Genomic DNA, 16,181 nt, shown 5'->3' on the forward strand with positions numbered 1-16,181 from the left:
CGCCGTTCCTATCCCCTCAAATCGAGCGAGGAACCATGCCCCTGCCCCTGCTGATCGTCGTCATCCTTGTCGCTCTGGCAACGGCCGGGGTGCTCGTCGTGCTCGGCATGGTCCTGTGGCCGCGGCGGCGCGCAATGGCCGGACAGCGGACCAACGAGATGGCAGGGCAGACAAGCGAGGCGGCGCGGGCGGCGGACGAGACCGCGAGCTATCGCCGGCGGGATTTCGCGATGTCCGACGGCGGGCGCATCGCGGCGCGGGTCTTCGGCGATGCGGCGGCCGAAACCGTGATCGTGCTGGTGCACGGGATCGGCGTGGCCGGCGACAGGTGGATCGGCGCCGCCGGGAAGCTGGCCGGTGCAGCAGGCGCGCGCGTGGTGCTGATCGACCTGCGGGGGCACGGCGAGTCGAGCGGGCGGCGCTATGACCTCGACCGGATCGGGCAGTACGAAGACGACCTCGCGGAGATCGTCGGCGCGCTGCGGGACGAGCGGCCGGAGGCCCGCATGGTGCTGGCCGGGCATTCCATGGGCGGCGGCATTGCGCTTCGTTTCGCGCTGAAGCGGGACCGGCCGCCTGTCGACGGCTATCTCCTGTTCGCGCCGGTGTTCGGGCCGGGGCCGACCGCGCCGCCGCGCGACGCGCAGGAGGCCGGCGCGCTTCGGATCGACCGGGCGCGGATGACCGGGCTGGTGCTCTTGAACATGGCAGGAATCCGCGCGTTCAACCGCCTGCCCGTGGCCTTTCTGGACCTGCCGCCGGACGACCCCGCCTACAGCTTCACGGCGATGGCTTCCGGGCTGCCGCTGCCGCCGACGACCGCGGTCGACGCGCTGCGCGCGATGGAGGCCCCGCTTCTAGTATTGGTCGGGGCGGAGGATACGGCGGTCGTGCCGGGCGGCTATGCCGAGGTGTTGACGGCGGCGGGGACGGGCCAGGTCGAGGTCGTCCCCGCGCTGGGGCACGACTCGCTACTGGAGAGCGCGGAGGTCCATGCGCGGTCCGCCCGGTGGCTCTCGGCCCTGCCCGTCAGCCCTTGAAGGTGGAGAGGACGGCGTCGACGTCGTCCTCGGTCGTGCACCAGGAACAGACGAGGCGGGCGGAGACGGGTTCGTCGTCGGGACCGTCGAGCGACTGGTCGCCGGGCCAGATGTTGTATTGTGCGCCGGCCGCCTTGGCCTTGCGGTGCAGGGCGCGGGGCAGCGATGGGAACGCCATGTTGGCATCGGCCGGATGCACGAGCGCGGCGCCGTCCAGATACATCAGCTCGTCCGACAGAAGCTGGCCGGCATGGTTGGCGTCGCGCGCCATCTGCAGCCAGAGGTCGTCTTCGAGATAGGCCAGCATCTGCGCCGACAGGTAGCGATGCTTGGAGAACAGGTGGCCGCCGCGCTTGCGCCGAAGCTCGAACTCCCACGCCTTGTCCGGGTCGAAGATCACCACCGCCTCGACCCCCATCAGGCCGTTCTTGGTGCCGCCGAAGGACAGCACGTCGACCCCGGCCCGCCAGGTCATCTCGGCCGGCGTGGCGTTGGTGGCGACGATGGCATTGGCGAAGCGGGCGCCGTCCATGTGGACCGGCAGGCCGAATTCCCGGGCGGTGCGCGCGATCTCCTCGACCTGGGCGACGGTATAGACCGTGCCGGCCTCGGTCACGTTGGTCAGCGTGACCATGCCGCGCTGGACGTTGTGGACGCCGCCGCGCCCGGTGAAGCGGATGGCGTGGCGCAGCGCGTCCGGATCCATCCGGCCATGGGCGCCGTCGACCAGGGTCAGCTTGGCGCCGCCGGTGTAGAATTCGGGCGCGCCGCATTCGTCCTCTTCCACATGCGAGATGCGGTGGCAGAAGATCGCGGTCCACGGATCGGTGAAGGTGGCCAGCGACAGGGCGTTCGCGGTGGACCCGGTGGCGACGAGGTAGACCGCGGCCTCGGGCGCCTCGAACCGGTCGCGGATGCGGTCGCGCACCTCGTCCATGATCGGGTCGGCGCCGTAGGAGGGCATGTAGCCCTCGTTGGCCTTCGCGAGGGCGTCGAGGACCTTGGGGTGCGCGGGCGAGGTGTTGTCGGAGGCGAAGTACATCGGGCGTCCGTCCTGTTCGTGGCCGTGCCAGCGTCAGAGCATATCGCGCGCGGGATGGCAAATGCCGGGCCGCGCCTTTCGGAGAGCGCCCGCCCGCCCGCCCCGCTCTCCGAAAGGCGCGGGGGGCATTTCCGGCGCGCCGGCGCGGATCGGTCGGTGGGGGTCAGACGGGTTCGTCGACGATGTGGTCTTCCCACTCTTCCTCGGGCACCTCGAATTCCGGCACGGTCCAGCCGCGCACCGAGACGCCGGCGGCGTGGACCGTCTCGGGCGTGCCGGAGATCAGCGGGTGCCAGTCGTAAAGCGCCTTGCCCTCGTAGAGCAGGCGGTAGGCGCAGGTCGCCGGCATCCAGTAGGCGTGCTCGGCGATGTTCTTCGGCGTCAGCACCACGCAGTCGGGGACGAAATGCTTGCGAATCTCGTATTGCGCGCAGCGGCAGGTCGAGTCGTCCAGCAGCCGGCAGGCGACGCGGGTGAGGGCGACCTCGTTGGTGTCGGGGTCTTCCAGCTTGTTCAGGCAGCACTTGCCGCAGCCGTCGCAGAGCGCCTCCCATTCGCGGGCGGTCATGTTCTTCAACGGCACGCGCTCCCAGTAGCGGTCGCGCAGGCCCGCGCGGTCGATCGGGTCGCGGTCGGACGAGTCGGTCATGGGATGTCAGCTAGGATCGCGCGGGCCTCCCGGCAATCCCGGGCCATCTGCTCGGTGAGCGCGTCGAGGCCGTCGAACCTGACCTCGGGGCGCAGGAAGTCGACGAGCGCGATGGACAGGTGTTCGCCGTAGAGATCGCCGTCGAAATCGAACAGGAAGGTTTCGAGGTTGGGCACGTTCGTTCCGAACATCGGCCGGACGCCGATGCTGGCGGCGCCGTCATGCGTGCCCTGATGCGGCCCCGTGAGGATATCGGCCTTGACGGCGTAGACCCCGAATTTCGGCGGGTGCAGGCCGGCGATGGACATGTTGGCGGTGGGATAGCCCAGCTCCTTTCCGCGCTTGTCGCCGTGGATCACCTCGCCGTCGACGCGGTGCCAGTGGCCCAGCATGGCGGCGGCGTCGCGGGGGCGGCCCTCGGCCAGCGCGGTGCGGATGTTGGTCGAGGAGACCTCCTTGCCGTCGGTGGCCACGATGTCGGCGACGGTGACGTCGAAGCCGTGCGCGGCGCCGCAGCGTTGCAGGTCCTGCACGGTGCCCTTGCGGCCCTTGCCGAAGCAGAAGTCCCGGCCGACGACGACATGGGACAAGCCGAGCCCGCCGGCGATCACGTCGCGGGCGAAGGCCTCCGGCGTCAGGCCGGCGAGCGTGGCGTCGAAGGGCAGCTGGTAGAGATGGTCGATGCCGAGCTTCTCCAACCGGTGGGACTTGGTCTCGGCGCTCATCAGGCGGAAGGGCGGGGCCGTGGGGGCGAAGTATTCGCGCGGGTGCGGCTCGAAGGTGACGATGCCGAGGGGGGCGTCCGTGCGGACGGCCGCGGCGCGGGCGATGTCGATGACGGCCTGGTGGCCCAGATGGACGCCGTCGAAATTGCCGATGGCGGCGGCGGCGCCCTTGTCGGCGGCGCCCGGCACTGTCCAGTGGGTGAAGGTCTTCATGGTCCCCCGAAGGCGGGCGCGGCCCGGTCGCACTGATCGCAGCGGCCGCCGCCCGTCGTTCGGCCGCCGCGACGCGAGCTATCGCCCAGTGTGGCCGGACAATCAAGCGGGTGGGCGGCTTCGGCGCGGGTGGAGGATGTATAACACGTCGATGACGGCGCCGTCGGTTCGGTAGTAGATAAGGTATTGGTATCTGGGTTCGAGGCAGTAGCGCAGGTTGCCATGGCGGCTTTTCGGTCCGAGATGAGGAAAATCCGACAGCAGATCGAGCGTGTGACGGATCGACCCGATCACACGTCGCGCCGCTTCCGGATTTCGTTCCGCCAGGTAGGCGTCGATGCTGCGGAGGTCGTCCAGCGCACGGACGGACAGGCGGAGGTCAGCCAAGAACCCTCTTGAAGAAGGCGTCGACCTCGGCCTGCGGCGCGGCTGCGAAGGAGTCCTGCATCCGGCGGCGCAGTTCCGTCGCCTGCTCGACAGACAGGTCCGGCTCGGCGCTGTGCCGGGCCGTGAAGGCCTCGACCAGATCGGCCAGTTCGTCCTGGGCACGGGGCGGCAGGACGGACTGCGCTTCATCGATCAGGATGGAAAGGCGCGTGCGCATAGCGTGAAGATAGGCGGCGGCGCGAATGCAGGCAAGGTCAGTCGAACTTGCGGCTGGGCGCCAGGACCAGCGCTTCGCCTTTCAGGACGACCGTATCGCCCACGGCGCAGTGACAATCAAGCGTGACACGGCGGCGGGAATGGTCGATCTCGCGCACCTGGACCTCGGCATAGACCATGTCGCCGGGGCGCACCGGCGACATGAACTTCAGCGTCTGGCCGAGATAGACGGTGCCGTGACCCGGGAGCTGTTCGCCGATCACCGCCGAGATCAGGGCGGCGGTCAGCATGCCGTGGGCGATGCGGCCCTCGAAGATGGTGTCCCGGGCGTAGGCATCGTCCAGATGGACCGGGTTGCGGTCGGTCGAGACCTCGGCGAACAGCGCGATGTCGTGGTCGGTGACCTCTTTGCGCAGGTAGCGGCGCATGCCGATCTCGATATCCTCGATGCAGATCGTGCCGCGTTCCATGTTGTCCAGCATGTCCGGTCTCCGCGCTTTCGTTGCAGTGCAGCATATAGCGCCGAAGCGGACCGATCTCAATCGGAAAAGTAATTTATGTCACGGAGGGTCGCGGAAATTGTAATTTTGTTGCTGCGCCGGTTTTCAGCGCAGGTAGCCGATGCTGTAGGTCGGCGTGAGATTTTCCTTGTCCAGGTAGGCGCTTAGACGGTCGGGATGCGGGTGCTCGCCGTGCAGGGTCTCTTCCGCGGCGAGGCCGCCGGCGACGAACAGGACATCGAGGTTCTCGCCCAGGGCGCCGGCCACGTCGGTGTGAATGCCGTCGCCGATGCAGAGGATGCGGGAGTCGGGGACGGCGGCGCCGAGATGGGCGAGTCGCTGGCGGGCGAGGTCGTAGATCGGCGGGTGCGGCTTGCCGAAATAGAGGCTCTCGCCGCCCATCTCGGTGTAGAGCTGCGCCAGCGCGCCGGCGCACCATTGCCGTTTCGTGCCGACATCCACGATCACGTCGGGGTTCAGGCAGAGAAGCTTCATCCCCCGGTCGCGGGCGAAGGCGAAATCGTCGCGGTAGACGGACGGATCGGCATAGGGGTCTTCTGGACCGGCGCAGACGATGCCCTGGGCCTGTCGCAGCGGCACGCGCTGCACGTCGACCGGGTTCTCGACGATGTGGATCGGCTCGAACACGCTCAGGTCGGATTCGTAGCCGATGAAATGCACCTTCTCGCCCACGGCGCCTTGGAACAGGGCGGCGCGGCCGGCGTCGCCCGAGGTGGCGATCACGTCCCAGCAGTCGCGCGGGGTGCCGATGCGGTCGAGCTGTTTCGCCACCTCGGCGCGGGCGCGGGGCGCGTTGGTGACGAGCACCACCCGGCCGCCGGCCTCGCGGAAGGCGCGCAGCCCGGCGACGGCCTCGGGGAACGGTTCGCGGCCGTTGTGCAGACAGCCCCAGACGTCGCAGAAGACGGCGTCGTAGGACCGGGAGATCTCGGAGAGCGCGTGGATGATGCGGGTCATTGGGGCCCCTGTCGCGACTGGTCGGCCCCGCCTATCGCACGAAGCCGCGCGGGCGGAAAGACCGGGCGGCGGCGCGGATCAGGAGACGTAGCCGACGCCTTCGCTCTCGCGCCAGAGGGCGCGCAGCGCGTCGCCCTGGCCGGCGAAGCGGTCCTCCAGCGGCTTGCAGGCCCAGATGCGGTCGGTCCGGAAATGGCGGAAGCCCGAGCGCAGCTCGCACCAGGCGGCGACCATGACGCATTCGATGTGATAGACGAGCGCGACCGGCCGGATGATTCGGCAGGTCTCGACGCCGTCGCCGTCGCGGTAGAGGATCGACAGCTTGCGCTCCTCGCGCACGGCCTGGCGGAAGACGGTGAGTTCGGTGCAGCCGTTGGCCGGGTCGTCGGGCGGCACGCCCCAGGGCGCGACCTGCAGCCACTCGGCCGGGGCGTTCAGCGCGGCGACCTTGTCGCAGACCCGCCGCGCGGCGCGCTGCAGCCCTGTATCGCCCGAGCGCGCCAGCATCGACAGGCCGACGCGCAGCGCCTCCAGTTCCTCGGCGTCGAAGTTCAGCGGCGGCAGGTCGTAGCCGCGCCGCATCACATAGCCGATCCCGGCCTCGCCCTCGATCGGGGTGCCCATCGCCTGCAGCGCGGCGATGTCGCGGTAGATCGTGCGGGGTGAGACCTCCAATTGGTCCGACAGATCCTCGGCGCGCAGCGGGCGGGGGCTGGCGCGCAGGATCTGGATCACTTCGAACAGGCGGTTGAGGCGTTGCATGGGGTGAGGGGCATGGACGGCTTTGCATGGACGGGGGGTCCGGTCTGCTGACAGCATAGCGGACCCTGCTGACAGCTGTCTGTCAGGAGGCATGCGGTCTTCTTCGGCGAAACGCAAGGAGGGCGCGGCCATGGCCTATTACGATCACGCGACGATGATGGCGTTCCGGCTGGGACGCTGGGACGACCGGGCGACGGGGCCGCGGCAGGTCCGGCGGGTGTGGTGGCCGTCCTGGGCCTGGCCGCTGTTCTGAGCGGGGCGCATCCGAACGGAGCGCTTCCGCGCGAGTCGTTTCGCGATATCGGCGCCGCGACGCGCCGCTCCGGCGTGGGCGCGGGTTGCGGGGTCCGGTCGCCTCCGGCGGGAGTATTTTCGGCCAGAAGAAGGGGTCAGCGGCGCGCGTAGGTCCGGGCGGCGTGCAGGAGGCGGGCGAGGTCGGGGTCGTCGATCTTCAGCTCGGCGAAATGGGCGGCGAGGTTTTCCAGGTAGTCGAGGCTGGAGCCGAGAAAGCCGGTGCCGGTGGCGGCGTATTCGACCTGCTTGTCGAAGGGCAGGTCGGGGACGATCATGTCGGCCCCGCGGTCGGCGGTGAAGGCCAGCACCTCGATCGGGCCCTGGTCGGTCTCGGCCGTCAGGAAGCTTTCGTGGTAGGCGGGCGCGATGCGCTCGCGGCGCCAGAGGATTTCCGTTTCCGTCTCCAGCCGGTCGGCGGCGATGCGAAAGGCAAGGCCGTGGCAGCCGGGGCCGTGCGGGTCGCGGTCGAGCGCGGCCATGACGCCGGGACGGTCGGCGGTGCCGCGGCCGCCCAGCGTGTCGAGCAGGATGAAGCGGCGGGACTGGCCCGGCAGGATGGCGCGGCGCGCCTCTTCGAACCGGATGGCCGGGTTCCACATCAGCGAGCCGTAGGCGAAGACCCAGAGATCGCGGCCCCGGCGGCCCGCGAGGGCGGTCTGGCGGAAGGCCTCGCGCTCCGCGTCGCTGTGGCGCCAGCCCGGGCCGACGCCGTGTTCCGCCACGCGGGCGTCCATCTCTTCCGTGGTGAAATTGCGGAAGAAGGAGGTGTCCGGATCCTCGATCAGGCCGCGCAGGCCGGGGTGGTGGCGGAACGGGTCGTCTGTCATCGCGGTTTGGCCTGCGGGTACGGCCCCCCCCCCCGCCCGCAGGCCATCACCAGGCCATTACAGCGTCAGCGCCGGGATGATCTGTTTCTTGCGGCTCATGATGCCGGGCAGGACGACGGTGTCGCCGGTGACGCTGGCGCCAAAGCTCTTTTCCGCCACGGTCTTCACGGTGTCGTTGGGGACCAGCAGCGTCGCCTCTTCCTTCAGGATGTCGACGATGAACAGCAGCACCTCGTCGACGCCGTCCTCCTGTGCGACCTGCGGCATGGTTTGCATCAGGCTGTCCTTGCGCTTCAGCGGCATCTCGGGGGCCGTGGTTTCCAGCACCGAGACGCGGAATTTCTTGCCGCCGACCTCGTTGATCTTGGAATCCATGCGGATCAGCTCGGCATCCGAGAAGGCGGAGACATCGGACTTGGCGGCGAACATCTCGGCGGCATAGGCGGAGAGGTCGAGGTCCAGCTCGGCGGCCAGCTTGCCGGCGAGCGCCTTGTCCTGTTCCGTCGTGGTGGGCGAGCGGAATTCCAGCGTGTCCGACAGGATGCAGGACAGCATCAGGCCCTTGATCTCGTCGGTCATCATCTTCTCGTGGTCGCCCATCAGGTTGTGCATGATGGTCGCGGTGCAGGCCAAGGGCTTGATGGTGATGTCGATCGGGCCCGAGGTCTGCAGCCCGCCGGTCAGCTTGTGATGGTCGATGATCTGGACGATGTCGGCGTCGTTGACGTTCGCGGGCAGCTCGTCGGGGTTGTTGGTGTCGACGATCACGACGGGCTCGCCGGCGGCGACGCCGTCGATGATCTCGGGCTGGTCGACGCCCCAGCGGTCGAGCACGAACTTCGCCTCGGAGTTGGGCTCGCCCAGAAGCTTGGCCTGCGCGTCCTGGCCGCGATGCTCGCGCATGTACCAGGCCCAGATGAGGGGCGATCCGGTGGAGTCGGTGTCGGGCGATTTGTGGCCGAAGACTTTGATGGTCATGTGCACTGTCCGTTCGTCGGGAGGATTTTCGCGCGCCTTATAGGGCCGCGGTCGGGCAATGTCATGGGGCGTTTGGGCGCAATCGGGGCGGGCCGGCCGTTGCCTGCGCTCTTGCCTTTACGGCCGCGGCGGCGCCAGATGGGCGGATGGGACCGATGCGCGAGACCGATCTGTACCCGCCGGTGAAGGGGTTCCTGGAAGGCCAGGGCTACGAGGTGAAGGGCGAGGTCGCCGAGGCCGATGTGGTGGCCTGCCGCGCGGGCGACCCGCCGGTGATCGTGGAGCTGAAGACCGGGTTCTCGCTGGCGCTGTTGCAGCAGGGCGTGGCGCGGCTGTCGGTGACCGATGCCGTCTATGTCTGCGTGCCGCGCAGGGCGGGCCGCGTCGCGCAGCGGGCGCTGGCGGAGAACGTGCGGCTGTGCCGGCGGCTGGGGCTGGGCGTGCTGACGGTGCGGCTCTCGGACGGGCTGGTGGAGGTTCACTGCGACCCGGGGCCGTACCGGCCGCGCAAGTCCGCCGCGCGCAAGGGGCGGCTGCTGCGCGAGTTCGCGCGGCGCGCGGGCGATCCGGCGCGGGGCGGGGCCATGCGCAGCGGGCTGGTGACGGCCTATCGGCAGGACGCGCTGCGGGTGGCGGCGTTCCTGGCGGCGGCGGGGCCGAGCAAGGGCGCCGTGGTGGCGCGCGAGACCGGGGTGGCGCGGGCGACGCGGATCATGGCCGACGATCACTATGGCTGGTTCGAGCGGGTGTCGCCGGGGATCTACCGGCTGACGCCGACAGGGGCCGACGGGCTGGCCCGCTATGGTGCTGACGACGCCGAGGGCGCAGCCTGCCCGGCCGCGCCGATGCCGGAGCGCTGAGCGCCGGACTACGCTTTTTTCGCCACGGGTGTGCGCCGATCCGCGCGGCCGGAGCGTCGCGTGCGTTGCGGTTTTCCGAAAATCGGGCATGAATGCGGCCGATACCTGAAAAAGCGCCCGGTCAGAGGCGCGGATGAGGCAGTCACGGGCCATGCCCAATCGAATTCACGGAACCTGGCGGGACGACTCGCTGTCCGGAACCGACGATGACGACATCATCGACGGCCGTTCGGGCGAGGACCGCCTGGAGGGCGGCGACGGCGACGATACGCTGCACGGCGACTCGGCGGACGACACGCTGTCCGGCGGGGACGGCAACGACCGTCTCGACGGCGGCTCGCAGGACGATGACCTGATCGGCGGCGACGGCGACGACACGCTGGAGGGGTCGAGCGGCTCGGACCTGCTGTCGGGCGGCGACGGCAACGACTCTCTCGACGGTGGCAGCCAGGACGATTCGCTTTATGGCGGGGCGGGCGACGACACGCTGTTCGGCGACCACGATTCCGATCTGATGGACGGCGGGGCGGGCAACGATCTGATCCTGGCCGGGGAATACGACGGGGGAAGCGATACCATCGTCTTCGGGCCGGAGAGCGGCCACGACACGGTGGACGGGTTCAGCCCGGTCCGCGACGAGATCCATATCGGCGGGGTGCCGCTGGAGGATGTGCTGCTCACGCCGACCGGCGACCCGCAGATCTGGGTTCTGACGCTGGATGGGGTGCCGGATGCCAGCCTGACGCTGGACTTCACCTATTACTGGGATACCGGCGTCAGCCTGTCGGAGCTGCAGGGGCAGGTGGTCAACGACGACGACTACACGCTGCCCGAGGACCCGTATGCGACGCCGGTCTGCCTGACCAGCGGGGCGGTCGTCGACACGCCGGGCGGCCCGCGGCCGGTGGAGGCCTTGCGGGCCGGGGACCTGGTGGCGACCTACGATGCCGGGCCGCAGCCGGTGCGCGTGGTGCTGCGCAACCGGATTCCGGCGGCGGCGATGGCGGCCGACCCGGCGCTGCGCCCGGTGCGGATCGCGGCCGGGGCGTTCGGCGGCGGCCTGCCGGCGCGGGACATGCTGGTGTCGCTGCAGCATGCCTTCCTCGCCTGGGACGGGCGGCCGAACGGCAAGGGCGAGGTGCTGATCCGGGCGCGGCATATCGCCGAGGAAATGGGCCGCGCGGAACTGGTGGCGCGGCCGGCGCGGGCGGTGACCTACTGGCATCTGCTGATGGACCGGCATCACCTGATCCGGGCGGACGGCGTGTGGACCGAGACGGTGTTTACCGGGCCGGAGGCGCTGGCCGCGGACCCGGTGCTGCGGCGGATAGTCGAGGGCCACGGCGTCGGCCGGATGGCGGCGCGGGTGCGGAAACTGTTGCTGCGCAAGCATCTGCGGCGCTATCGGGGGCTCGCGCTGGGCGTGGGGGCGCCCGCCGGGGCAACGTTCGGGCTGGCGCGGGGCGGCGTCGCGGCGTGAGGCGGGGTCGGGGCGCTGCGCGGTCCGGCCGGACGACGCCCGGGGATTATTGCGCGAGCGGCAGGCGGGTGACGGTGTAGCCCGCATCTTCGAGCTGCCGCAGGAGGCCGGATTCGCCGGGCAGGTGCATCGCGCCCACGGCGACGAGTGTGGGGCCGTCCACGGACAGGATGCGGTCGATCCAGGCGGCGTTGCGGGCGGTGACGAAGACCTGCTCGAACCGGTCGATCTGCGACTTCAGGTCTTCGGGCGCCGCGTCGGGATGCGCCGCCATCTGGCGCATGGAGAATTCCCAGATCAGCTGGATCTCCTCGCGGAAATAGGCCTCGGCCAGGGTCACGGCCTGGTCGGCGCTGTCCTGCGCCTGCTGCGCGAGGCCGAGGCGCAGCATGTCGAGCTGTTCCGCCTGGCTGAACGCGGCGAAGAGCGACAGCGCGGTGTCGAGCGGCTCCAGCGCCTCGGCCGCCTTGCCCATCTCGGCGGCGTCCTCGATCACCATGCCGTCCAGCCCGCGGCGGCCTGCCTTGAGATCCTGCAGGTCGCATGCGGTCACGGCGAGGTTGGCCATCGCCATCCAGGGCTTCATCTTGGCGGCGAGAAACCCCGGCACGCCACGCTCGGACAGCGCCGCGCGCAGGCGGTCCCAGTCCGCTTTGCCCAGCAGGTCGGGCAGGGTCGGCCCCTCGGTGATGAAGGCAAGCTCCGGCTGTTCGGCGACCATGCGCTGCAGCCGCGCCTCGTCGCCCTCGCCGAATTCGAGGAAGACATGCTCGGCCGCGTCGAGGACCGGTCTGATCCGGTCGAGCGTGGCGGCGTGGCGCGGGTCGGGCACGTGCATCGTGCCGACGAGGTGGATCATGCGGCCGTCCTTCTCGGCCCGCCAGAGCAGCCCCTCGGAATGCGGGTGGGTTGCGGCCTCGGCCCGCAGCGCGGCGCGTTCGGCCGCCGGCAGGGCGGCGACCAGGTCGGTGCCGTCGCACGCGGCCATGGCCGGGCCGGCGCAGAGCGACAGGAACAGAACGAGACGGCGCAGCATCGGAAGCCTCCTGGTGTCGCGGCAGAGCCTAGGCGGCCCCGGACGCGATGCAAGCGGGATTCGTGGCCTCGTCTTGATCGGCGTCATGGTCGCGTCGTCGCGCCGCGGGTAGAGTCCGCGCCGGGTGCATCGGGTATCCAGGAGGCTGCGATGGAAGATGTGGAACGGCTGCTGAAGGGCACCGTGGAAGAGCTCGACAGGCTGCTCAACGCGAAGAACGTGCTGGGCGCGCCGATCGAGAAGGATGGCGCGACGGTGATCCCGATCGTCAGCTACGGCTTCGGGTTCGGCGCCGGCGGCGGCTCCGGCGGCGAAGGTGCGAAGGCCGGCACCGGCGGCGGCACCGCGGGCGGCGGCGGGATCAAGCCTCTGGGTGCGATCATCATCGACAAGGACGGCGCACGGGTCGAGGCCGTGAAGGGCGCGGTGTCCAGCCTGGCCGAGGTGATCGGCGCCTCGGCCGCGCGGGCCATCGACAAGTGCGCCGGCGGCAAGAGCGGGGAATGATCCTGCAGGGGCTTCTGTGGCTCCTGTTGATCCTGGTGCTGGGTGTCGTGGCCGTGCTGGCGCTGCCGGTGCGGTTGCGCGTCGTCGGCCGGACGCAGCCGGAGCGGTGGGTGCGGGTGGAGCTGGGCCTGCTGGGCGGGCTGGTGCCGCGCTTTGCGGTGTTCGATTCGGTTCGGTCGGGAGGCGGGGAGGCGCCGCCCGACCAGCCGGCGGCGCCGAAGCCGGGCCGACGGCGCAAGCGCGGGACGTCGGGGAAGCGACGCGGCCGGCGAATGATCCGGGCCGCGCCGCGCCTGCTGCAGGATCTGCTGCGGCAGGTGCGGATCGAGCGGCTGGACCTCGACGGCTGCTTCGGGCTCGGCGATCCGGCGGAGACCGGCCAGGTCTTCGGGATGCTGGCGCCGCTGGCCTATGGCGGCGGCTGGATGCTGGGGCCGGGCGCACGGCTGGCGGTGACGCCGGTCTTCGACCGCGCCTGCCTGGAGGGGCGCGGCGACGTGATGGTCGCGGTGGTGCCGCTCGCGCTGGTGCCGCCGGCGATCCGCTTCGCCTGGGCCGTGTTCGGGCCGCGGCGATGAAGGTGGCGCTGGACAGCACGGTCGTCGCGGGCGGCGTGCGGATCGCGGCGATCTGCCGGCGGCACGTCGGCGGCCGCGCGGGACGCGCCGGCCTGGCGGCTGCGGCGGAGAAGACGCCGCTGGCGATCCTGATCGACGCGGGGCAGGGCACGCGGGCCGTCGACATGGCCGGAGACCCGCTGGACTTTGCCGCCGTGGAGGCGTTATGCCCCGGGGCCTGGCGCCGGTTTGAGGACGGGCATTAACGCTCCCGACAGGCCGCCGCTCATTTTGCACGCGATGGTTATTGACAGCCGTTCGGGCTTTCCCTAAATGCGGCGCGTTAGCACTCGACCCAGGTGAGTGCTAACGCTGGGAGACAATGAACCAAGGAGCGTTCAGAAATGGCATTCACCCCGTTGCACGACCGTGTGCTGGTCCGCCGCGTGGAGTCCGAGGACAAGACCAAGGGCGGCCTGATCATCCCCGACAGCGCCAAGGAGAAGCCCGCCGAGGGCGAGGTCGTGGCGGTCGGTGCCGGTGCGAAGGACGATGATGGCGACCGCGTCGCCATGGACGTCAAGGCCGGCGACAAGGTGCTGTTCGGCAAGTGGTCTGGCACCGAGATCACGCTGGACGGCGAAGAGCTGCTGATCATGAAGGAAAGCGACATCCTCGGCATCATCGCCTGAGGCCCGCCTTCCCCCGAGACCGGTGCGCGGAACACGCGCACCCGACGCAACATTCATACGAGGTAAGCAAACATGGCTGCCAAGGACGTACGTTTCGAAACCGACGCCCGCAACCGCATGCTCAAGGGCGTCAACACGCTCGCCGATGCGGTCAAGGTGACCCTGGGCCCGAAAGGCCGCAACGTGGTCATCGAGAAATCCTTCGGCGCGCCCCGCATCACCAAAGACGGTGTGACGGTCGCCAAGGAAATCGAGCTTGAGGACAAGTTCGAGAACATGGGTGCGCAGATGGTCAAGGAAGTGGCCAGCCGCACCAACGACGAGGCCGGCGACGGCACCACCACCGCCACTGTGCTGGCCCAGTCCATCGCGCGCGAAGGCTTCAAGTCGGTCGCGGCGGGCATGAACCCGATGGACCTGAAGCGCGGCATCGACCTGGCCTGCTCGAAGGTCGTCGAGCACATCCGCAACGCCGCCCGCGAAGTCAGCGACTCCGCCGAGGTCGCGCAGGTCGGCACCGTGTCGGCCAACGGCGAGACCGATATCGGCCAGATGATCGCGGACGCGATGCAGAAGGTCGGCAACGACGGCGTCATCACCGTGGAAGAGAACAAGGGCCTGGAGACCGAGACCGAGGTCGTCGAAGGCATGCAGTTCGACCGCGGCTACCTGTCGCCCTACTTCGTGACCAACTCCGAGAAGATGGTCGCCGAGCTGGACGACTGCCTGATCCTGCTGCACGAGAAGAAGCTCTCGTCGCTGCAGCCGCTGGTTCCGCTGCTGGAGCAGGTGATCCAGTCGCAGAAGCCGCTGCTGATCATCGCCGAGGACGTCGAGGGCGAAGCCCTGGCCACCCTCGTCGTGAACAAGCTGCGGGGCGGCCTGAAGATCGCCGCCGTCAAGGCGCCGGGCTTCGGCGATCGCCGCAAGGCCATGCTGCAGGACATCGCGATCCTGACCGGCGGTCAGGTGATCTCGGAAGACCTGGGCATGAAGCTCGAGAATGTCACCATGGACATGCTCGGCACCGCCAAGACCGTGTCGATCACCAAGGACGAAACCACCATCGTCGACGGTCACGGCGAGAAGGAAGAGATCGAGGCCCGCGTCAACCAGATCCGTCAGCAGATCGAAGAGACCACCTCGGACTACGACCGCGAGAAGCTGCAGGAGCGTGTCGCGAAGCTGGCCGGCGGCGTTGCCGTCATCCGCGTCGGCGGCATGACCGAGGTCGAAGTCAAGGAGCGCAAGGACCGTGTGGACGACGCGCTGAACGCGACCCGGGCCGCGGTTCAGGAAGGCATCGTGGTCGGCGGCGGCGTGTCGCTGGTCCAGGGCGCCAAGGCGCTTGACGGTCTGACCGGTGCGAACGCCGACCAGAACGCCGGCATCGCCATCGTGCGCAAGGCGCTGGAATCGCCGCTGCGCCAGATCGCCGAGAACGCCGGTGTCGACGGCTCGGTCGTCGCGGGCAAGATCCGCGAGTCGGACGACCTGAAGTTCGGCTTCAACGCCCAGACCGAAGAGTACGGCGACATGTTCAAGTTCGGCGTCATCGACCCGGCGAAGGTCGTGCGCACCGCGCTGGAAGACGCCGCGTCCGTGGCCGGCCTGCTGATCACCACCGAAGCGATGGTGGCCGACAAGCCGAAGAAGGACGACGGCGCCGGTGCCGGCGGCGGCATGCCCGACATGGGCGGCATGGGCGGCATGATGTAAGCTGCCCTGTCCACAGGACAGACGGGAAGGGGTCGCTTCGGCGGCCCCTTTTCTTGTCTGGCACCGCCCCCCGTCAGTCCGCCTGACGGCGAAGCTGCCAGGCGACGACGCCGGAGAAGTCCTGCGCCTCGGACGCGAAGCGGAAGCTGCCGTGCAGCGTGTCGGCGTCGCGGATCACCAGGCAGATATCGGCCGCCAGCGGCGCGCCGTCCCGGCTGCTCCAGCCGAAGCTGCCCGCCAGCCGCGGCAGATCCTCCGGCCCGCAGCCCTCCGCCGGGGCGACCGGGTCCGGGGTCAGCGCCGCGGCCTCGGTTTCGTCGAGCCCGACGCAGCCGTCCTCCTCCGGGCCGACCACGCGCAGCGGCGCCGCGCCGATATCCGGCAGCGGCTGCAGCACGAGGGCGCCGGCCGTGCCTTCGGGCGCCGGCCGCAGCTCCACACCGGTCGTGCCGCGCGACGTGGCGTCCTGCCGCGTGGCGCCCTGGATCGTCATAAGCGTGTCGCTGGCCGACAGCGTGAAGGCGCCGGCGATCTCTTCGGGCGCGGGCACGCGGTTGCACATGCTGTCCTGCGCCTGTCCCGGCAGGCCGGGCAGCGCCAGCAGGCAGGCCAGCACGGCGCGGCTCGCGCGCGGTCCCGGTCGGGTCATGGCGGTCTCCTTTCGCCTCGGGTGCCGACAGCCTAAGGGCGGGGCGCGCGCCCGATCAACCGGGGCGGGG

21 protein-coding genes are annotated in these 16,181 nt (G+C 69.9%); 9 read left to right on the plus strand and 12 right to left on the minus strand.

What is annotated here, in order from left to right:
* Positions 1 to 35 precede the first annotated feature (35 nt).
* Complete coding sequence (locus P1J78_RS12225; RefSeq protein WP_275567645.1) at positions 36 to 1,040, plus strand: alpha/beta fold hydrolase; 1,005 nt, start codon at positions 36 to 38, stop codon at positions 1,038 to 1,040.
* Here P1J78_RS12225 and P1J78_RS12230 read toward each other — a convergent pair.
* The 8 genes from P1J78_RS12230 to P1J78_RS12265 all read right to left on the minus strand — a co-directional run bounded on the left by P1J78_RS12230 (position 1,030) and on the right by P1J78_RS12265 (position 6,512).
* Positions 1,030 to 2,082, minus strand: coding sequence for a threonine aldolase family protein (locus P1J78_RS12230; RefSeq protein ID WP_275567646.1), 1,053 nt, complete (start codon positions 2,080 to 2,082; stop codon positions 1,030 to 1,032). The genes P1J78_RS12225 and P1J78_RS12230 overlap by 11 nt on opposite strands.
* A gap of 163 nt (positions 2,083 to 2,245) precedes the next feature.
* Entirely contained in the window at positions 2,246 to 2,731 is a 486-nt protein-coding gene (locus tag P1J78_RS12235; protein WP_275567647.1) for a YcgN family cysteine cluster protein, read from the minus strand.
* Positions 2,728 to 3,669: a bifunctional riboflavin kinase/FAD synthetase gene (locus P1J78_RS12240; RefSeq protein WP_275567648.1), complete on the minus strand. Its 942-nt coding sequence runs from the start codon at positions 3,667 to 3,669 to the stop codon at positions 2,728 to 2,730. Before P1J78_RS12240 ends, P1J78_RS12235 begins: the two co-directional genes overlap by 4 nt.
* Positions 3,670 to 3,771: 102 nt before the next feature.
* Entirely contained in the window at positions 3,772 to 4,056 is a 285-nt protein-coding gene (locus P1J78_RS12245; RefSeq protein ID WP_275567649.1) for a type II toxin-antitoxin system RelE/ParE family toxin, read from the minus strand.
* The gene (locus P1J78_RS12250) at positions 4,049 to 4,273 is read right to left on the minus strand and encodes a restriction endonuclease subunit S domain-containing protein (protein WP_275567650.1); all 225 of its coding nucleotides are present in this window, start codon (positions 4,271 to 4,273) and stop codon (positions 4,049 to 4,051) included. Before P1J78_RS12250 ends, P1J78_RS12245 begins: the two co-directional genes overlap by 8 nt.
* Positions 4,274 to 4,310: 37 nt before the next feature.
* Positions 4,311 to 4,754, minus strand: a complete 444-nt coding sequence (locus P1J78_RS12255) for a MaoC family dehydratase (protein WP_275567651.1) — start codon at positions 4,752 to 4,754, stop codon at positions 4,311 to 4,313.
* 123 nt (positions 4,755 to 4,877) lie between these two features.
* Positions 4,878 to 5,750 carry a TIGR01459 family HAD-type hydrolase gene (locus tag P1J78_RS12260; protein ID WP_275567652.1) on the minus strand — a complete coding sequence of 291 codons (873 nt, stop codon included), beginning with the start codon at positions 5,748 to 5,750 and terminating at the stop codon, positions 4,878 to 4,880.
* A gap of 78 nt (positions 5,751 to 5,828) precedes the next feature.
* Positions 5,829 to 6,512 (minus strand): helix-turn-helix transcriptional regulator, encoded by a 684-nt coding sequence (locus P1J78_RS12265; protein ID WP_275567653.1) that lies wholly within the window; start codon positions 6,510 to 6,512, stop codon positions 5,829 to 5,831.
* 130 nt (positions 6,513 to 6,642) lie between these two features.
* On the opposite strand from P1J78_RS12265, the gene P1J78_RS12270 reads away from it, so the two are divergent.
* A complete protein-coding gene (locus P1J78_RS12270; protein ID WP_275567654.1) occupies positions 6,643 to 6,765 on the plus strand; it encodes a hypothetical protein in 123 nt (40 codons plus the stop codon).
* 136 nt (positions 6,766 to 6,901) lie between these two features.
* On the opposite strand, the gene P1J78_RS12275 is transcribed toward P1J78_RS12270, so the two are convergent.
* Together P1J78_RS12275 and P1J78_RS12280 are read right to left on the minus strand one after the other, a co-directional pair.
* On the minus strand, positions 6,902 to 7,633 hold the full coding sequence (locus P1J78_RS12275) for a gamma-glutamylcyclotransferase (protein WP_275567655.1): 732 nt from the start codon (positions 7,631 to 7,633) through the stop codon (positions 6,902 to 6,904).
* A gap of 57 nt (positions 7,634 to 7,690) precedes the next feature.
* Complete coding sequence (locus P1J78_RS12280) at positions 7,691 to 8,611, minus strand: manganese-dependent inorganic pyrophosphatase (protein WP_275567656.1); 921 nt, start codon at positions 8,609 to 8,611, stop codon at positions 7,691 to 7,693.
* Positions 8,612 to 8,757: 146 nt separating this feature from the next.
* Between P1J78_RS12280 and P1J78_RS12285 the strand changes: the two genes are divergently transcribed.
* Positions 8,758 to 9,471, plus strand: coding sequence for a DUF2161 domain-containing phosphodiesterase (locus tag P1J78_RS12285; protein ID WP_275567657.1), 714 nt, complete (start codon positions 8,758 to 8,760; stop codon positions 9,469 to 9,471).
* A gap of 151 nt (positions 9,472 to 9,622) precedes the next feature.
* Entirely contained in the window at positions 9,623 to 10,951 is a 1,329-nt protein-coding gene (locus P1J78_RS12290; protein ID WP_275567658.1) for a Hint domain-containing protein, read from the plus strand.
* A 46-nt stretch (positions 10,952 to 10,997) separates the two neighbouring features.
* On the opposite strand, the gene P1J78_RS12295 is transcribed toward P1J78_RS12290, so the two are convergent.
* Entirely contained in the window at positions 10,998 to 11,987 is a 990-nt protein-coding gene (locus tag P1J78_RS12295; RefSeq protein WP_275567659.1) for a TraB/GumN family protein, read from the minus strand.
* A 150-nt stretch (positions 11,988 to 12,137) separates the two neighbouring features.
* Between P1J78_RS12295 and P1J78_RS12300 the strand changes: the two genes are divergently transcribed.
* The 5 genes from P1J78_RS12300 to groL all read left to right on the plus strand — a co-directional run bounded on the left by P1J78_RS12300 (position 12,138) and on the right by groL (position 15,462).
* Entirely contained in the window at positions 12,138 to 12,494 is a 357-nt protein-coding gene (locus tag P1J78_RS12300; protein WP_275567660.1) for a spore germination protein GerW family protein, read from the plus strand.
* A complete protein-coding gene (locus tag P1J78_RS12305; protein WP_275567661.1) occupies positions 12,491 to 13,072 on the plus strand; it encodes a DUF2953 domain-containing protein in 582 nt (193 codons plus the stop codon). The genes P1J78_RS12300 and P1J78_RS12305 overlap by 4 nt, the downstream gene beginning before the upstream one ends.
* A complete protein-coding gene (locus tag P1J78_RS12310) occupies positions 13,069 to 13,317 on the plus strand; it encodes a hypothetical protein (protein ID WP_275567662.1) in 249 nt (82 codons plus the stop codon). The genes P1J78_RS12305 and P1J78_RS12310 overlap by 4 nt, the downstream gene beginning before the upstream one ends.
* Positions 13,318 to 13,455: 138 nt before the next feature.
* Entirely contained in the window at positions 13,456 to 13,743 is a 288-nt protein-coding gene (groES, locus tag P1J78_RS12315) for a co-chaperone GroES (protein ID WP_275567663.1), read from the plus strand.
* A gap of 72 nt (positions 13,744 to 13,815) precedes the next feature.
* A complete protein-coding gene (groL, locus tag P1J78_RS12320) occupies positions 13,816 to 15,462 on the plus strand; it encodes a chaperonin GroEL (protein ID WP_275567664.1) in 1,647 nt (548 codons plus the stop codon).
* A gap of 73 nt (positions 15,463 to 15,535) precedes the next feature.
* Here groL and P1J78_RS12325 read toward each other — a convergent pair whose 3' ends face one another.
* Entirely contained in the window at positions 15,536 to 16,111 is a 576-nt protein-coding gene (locus tag P1J78_RS12325) for a hypothetical protein (protein WP_275567665.1), read from the minus strand.
* Positions 16,112 to 16,181: the final 70 nt, after the last annotated feature.

It is taken from the genome of Psychromarinibacter sediminicola, from assembly GCF_029168335.1.
GTDB classification, from domain to species: domain Bacteria; phylum Pseudomonadota; class Alphaproteobacteria; order Rhodobacterales; family Rhodobacteraceae; genus Psychromarinibacter; species Psychromarinibacter sediminicola.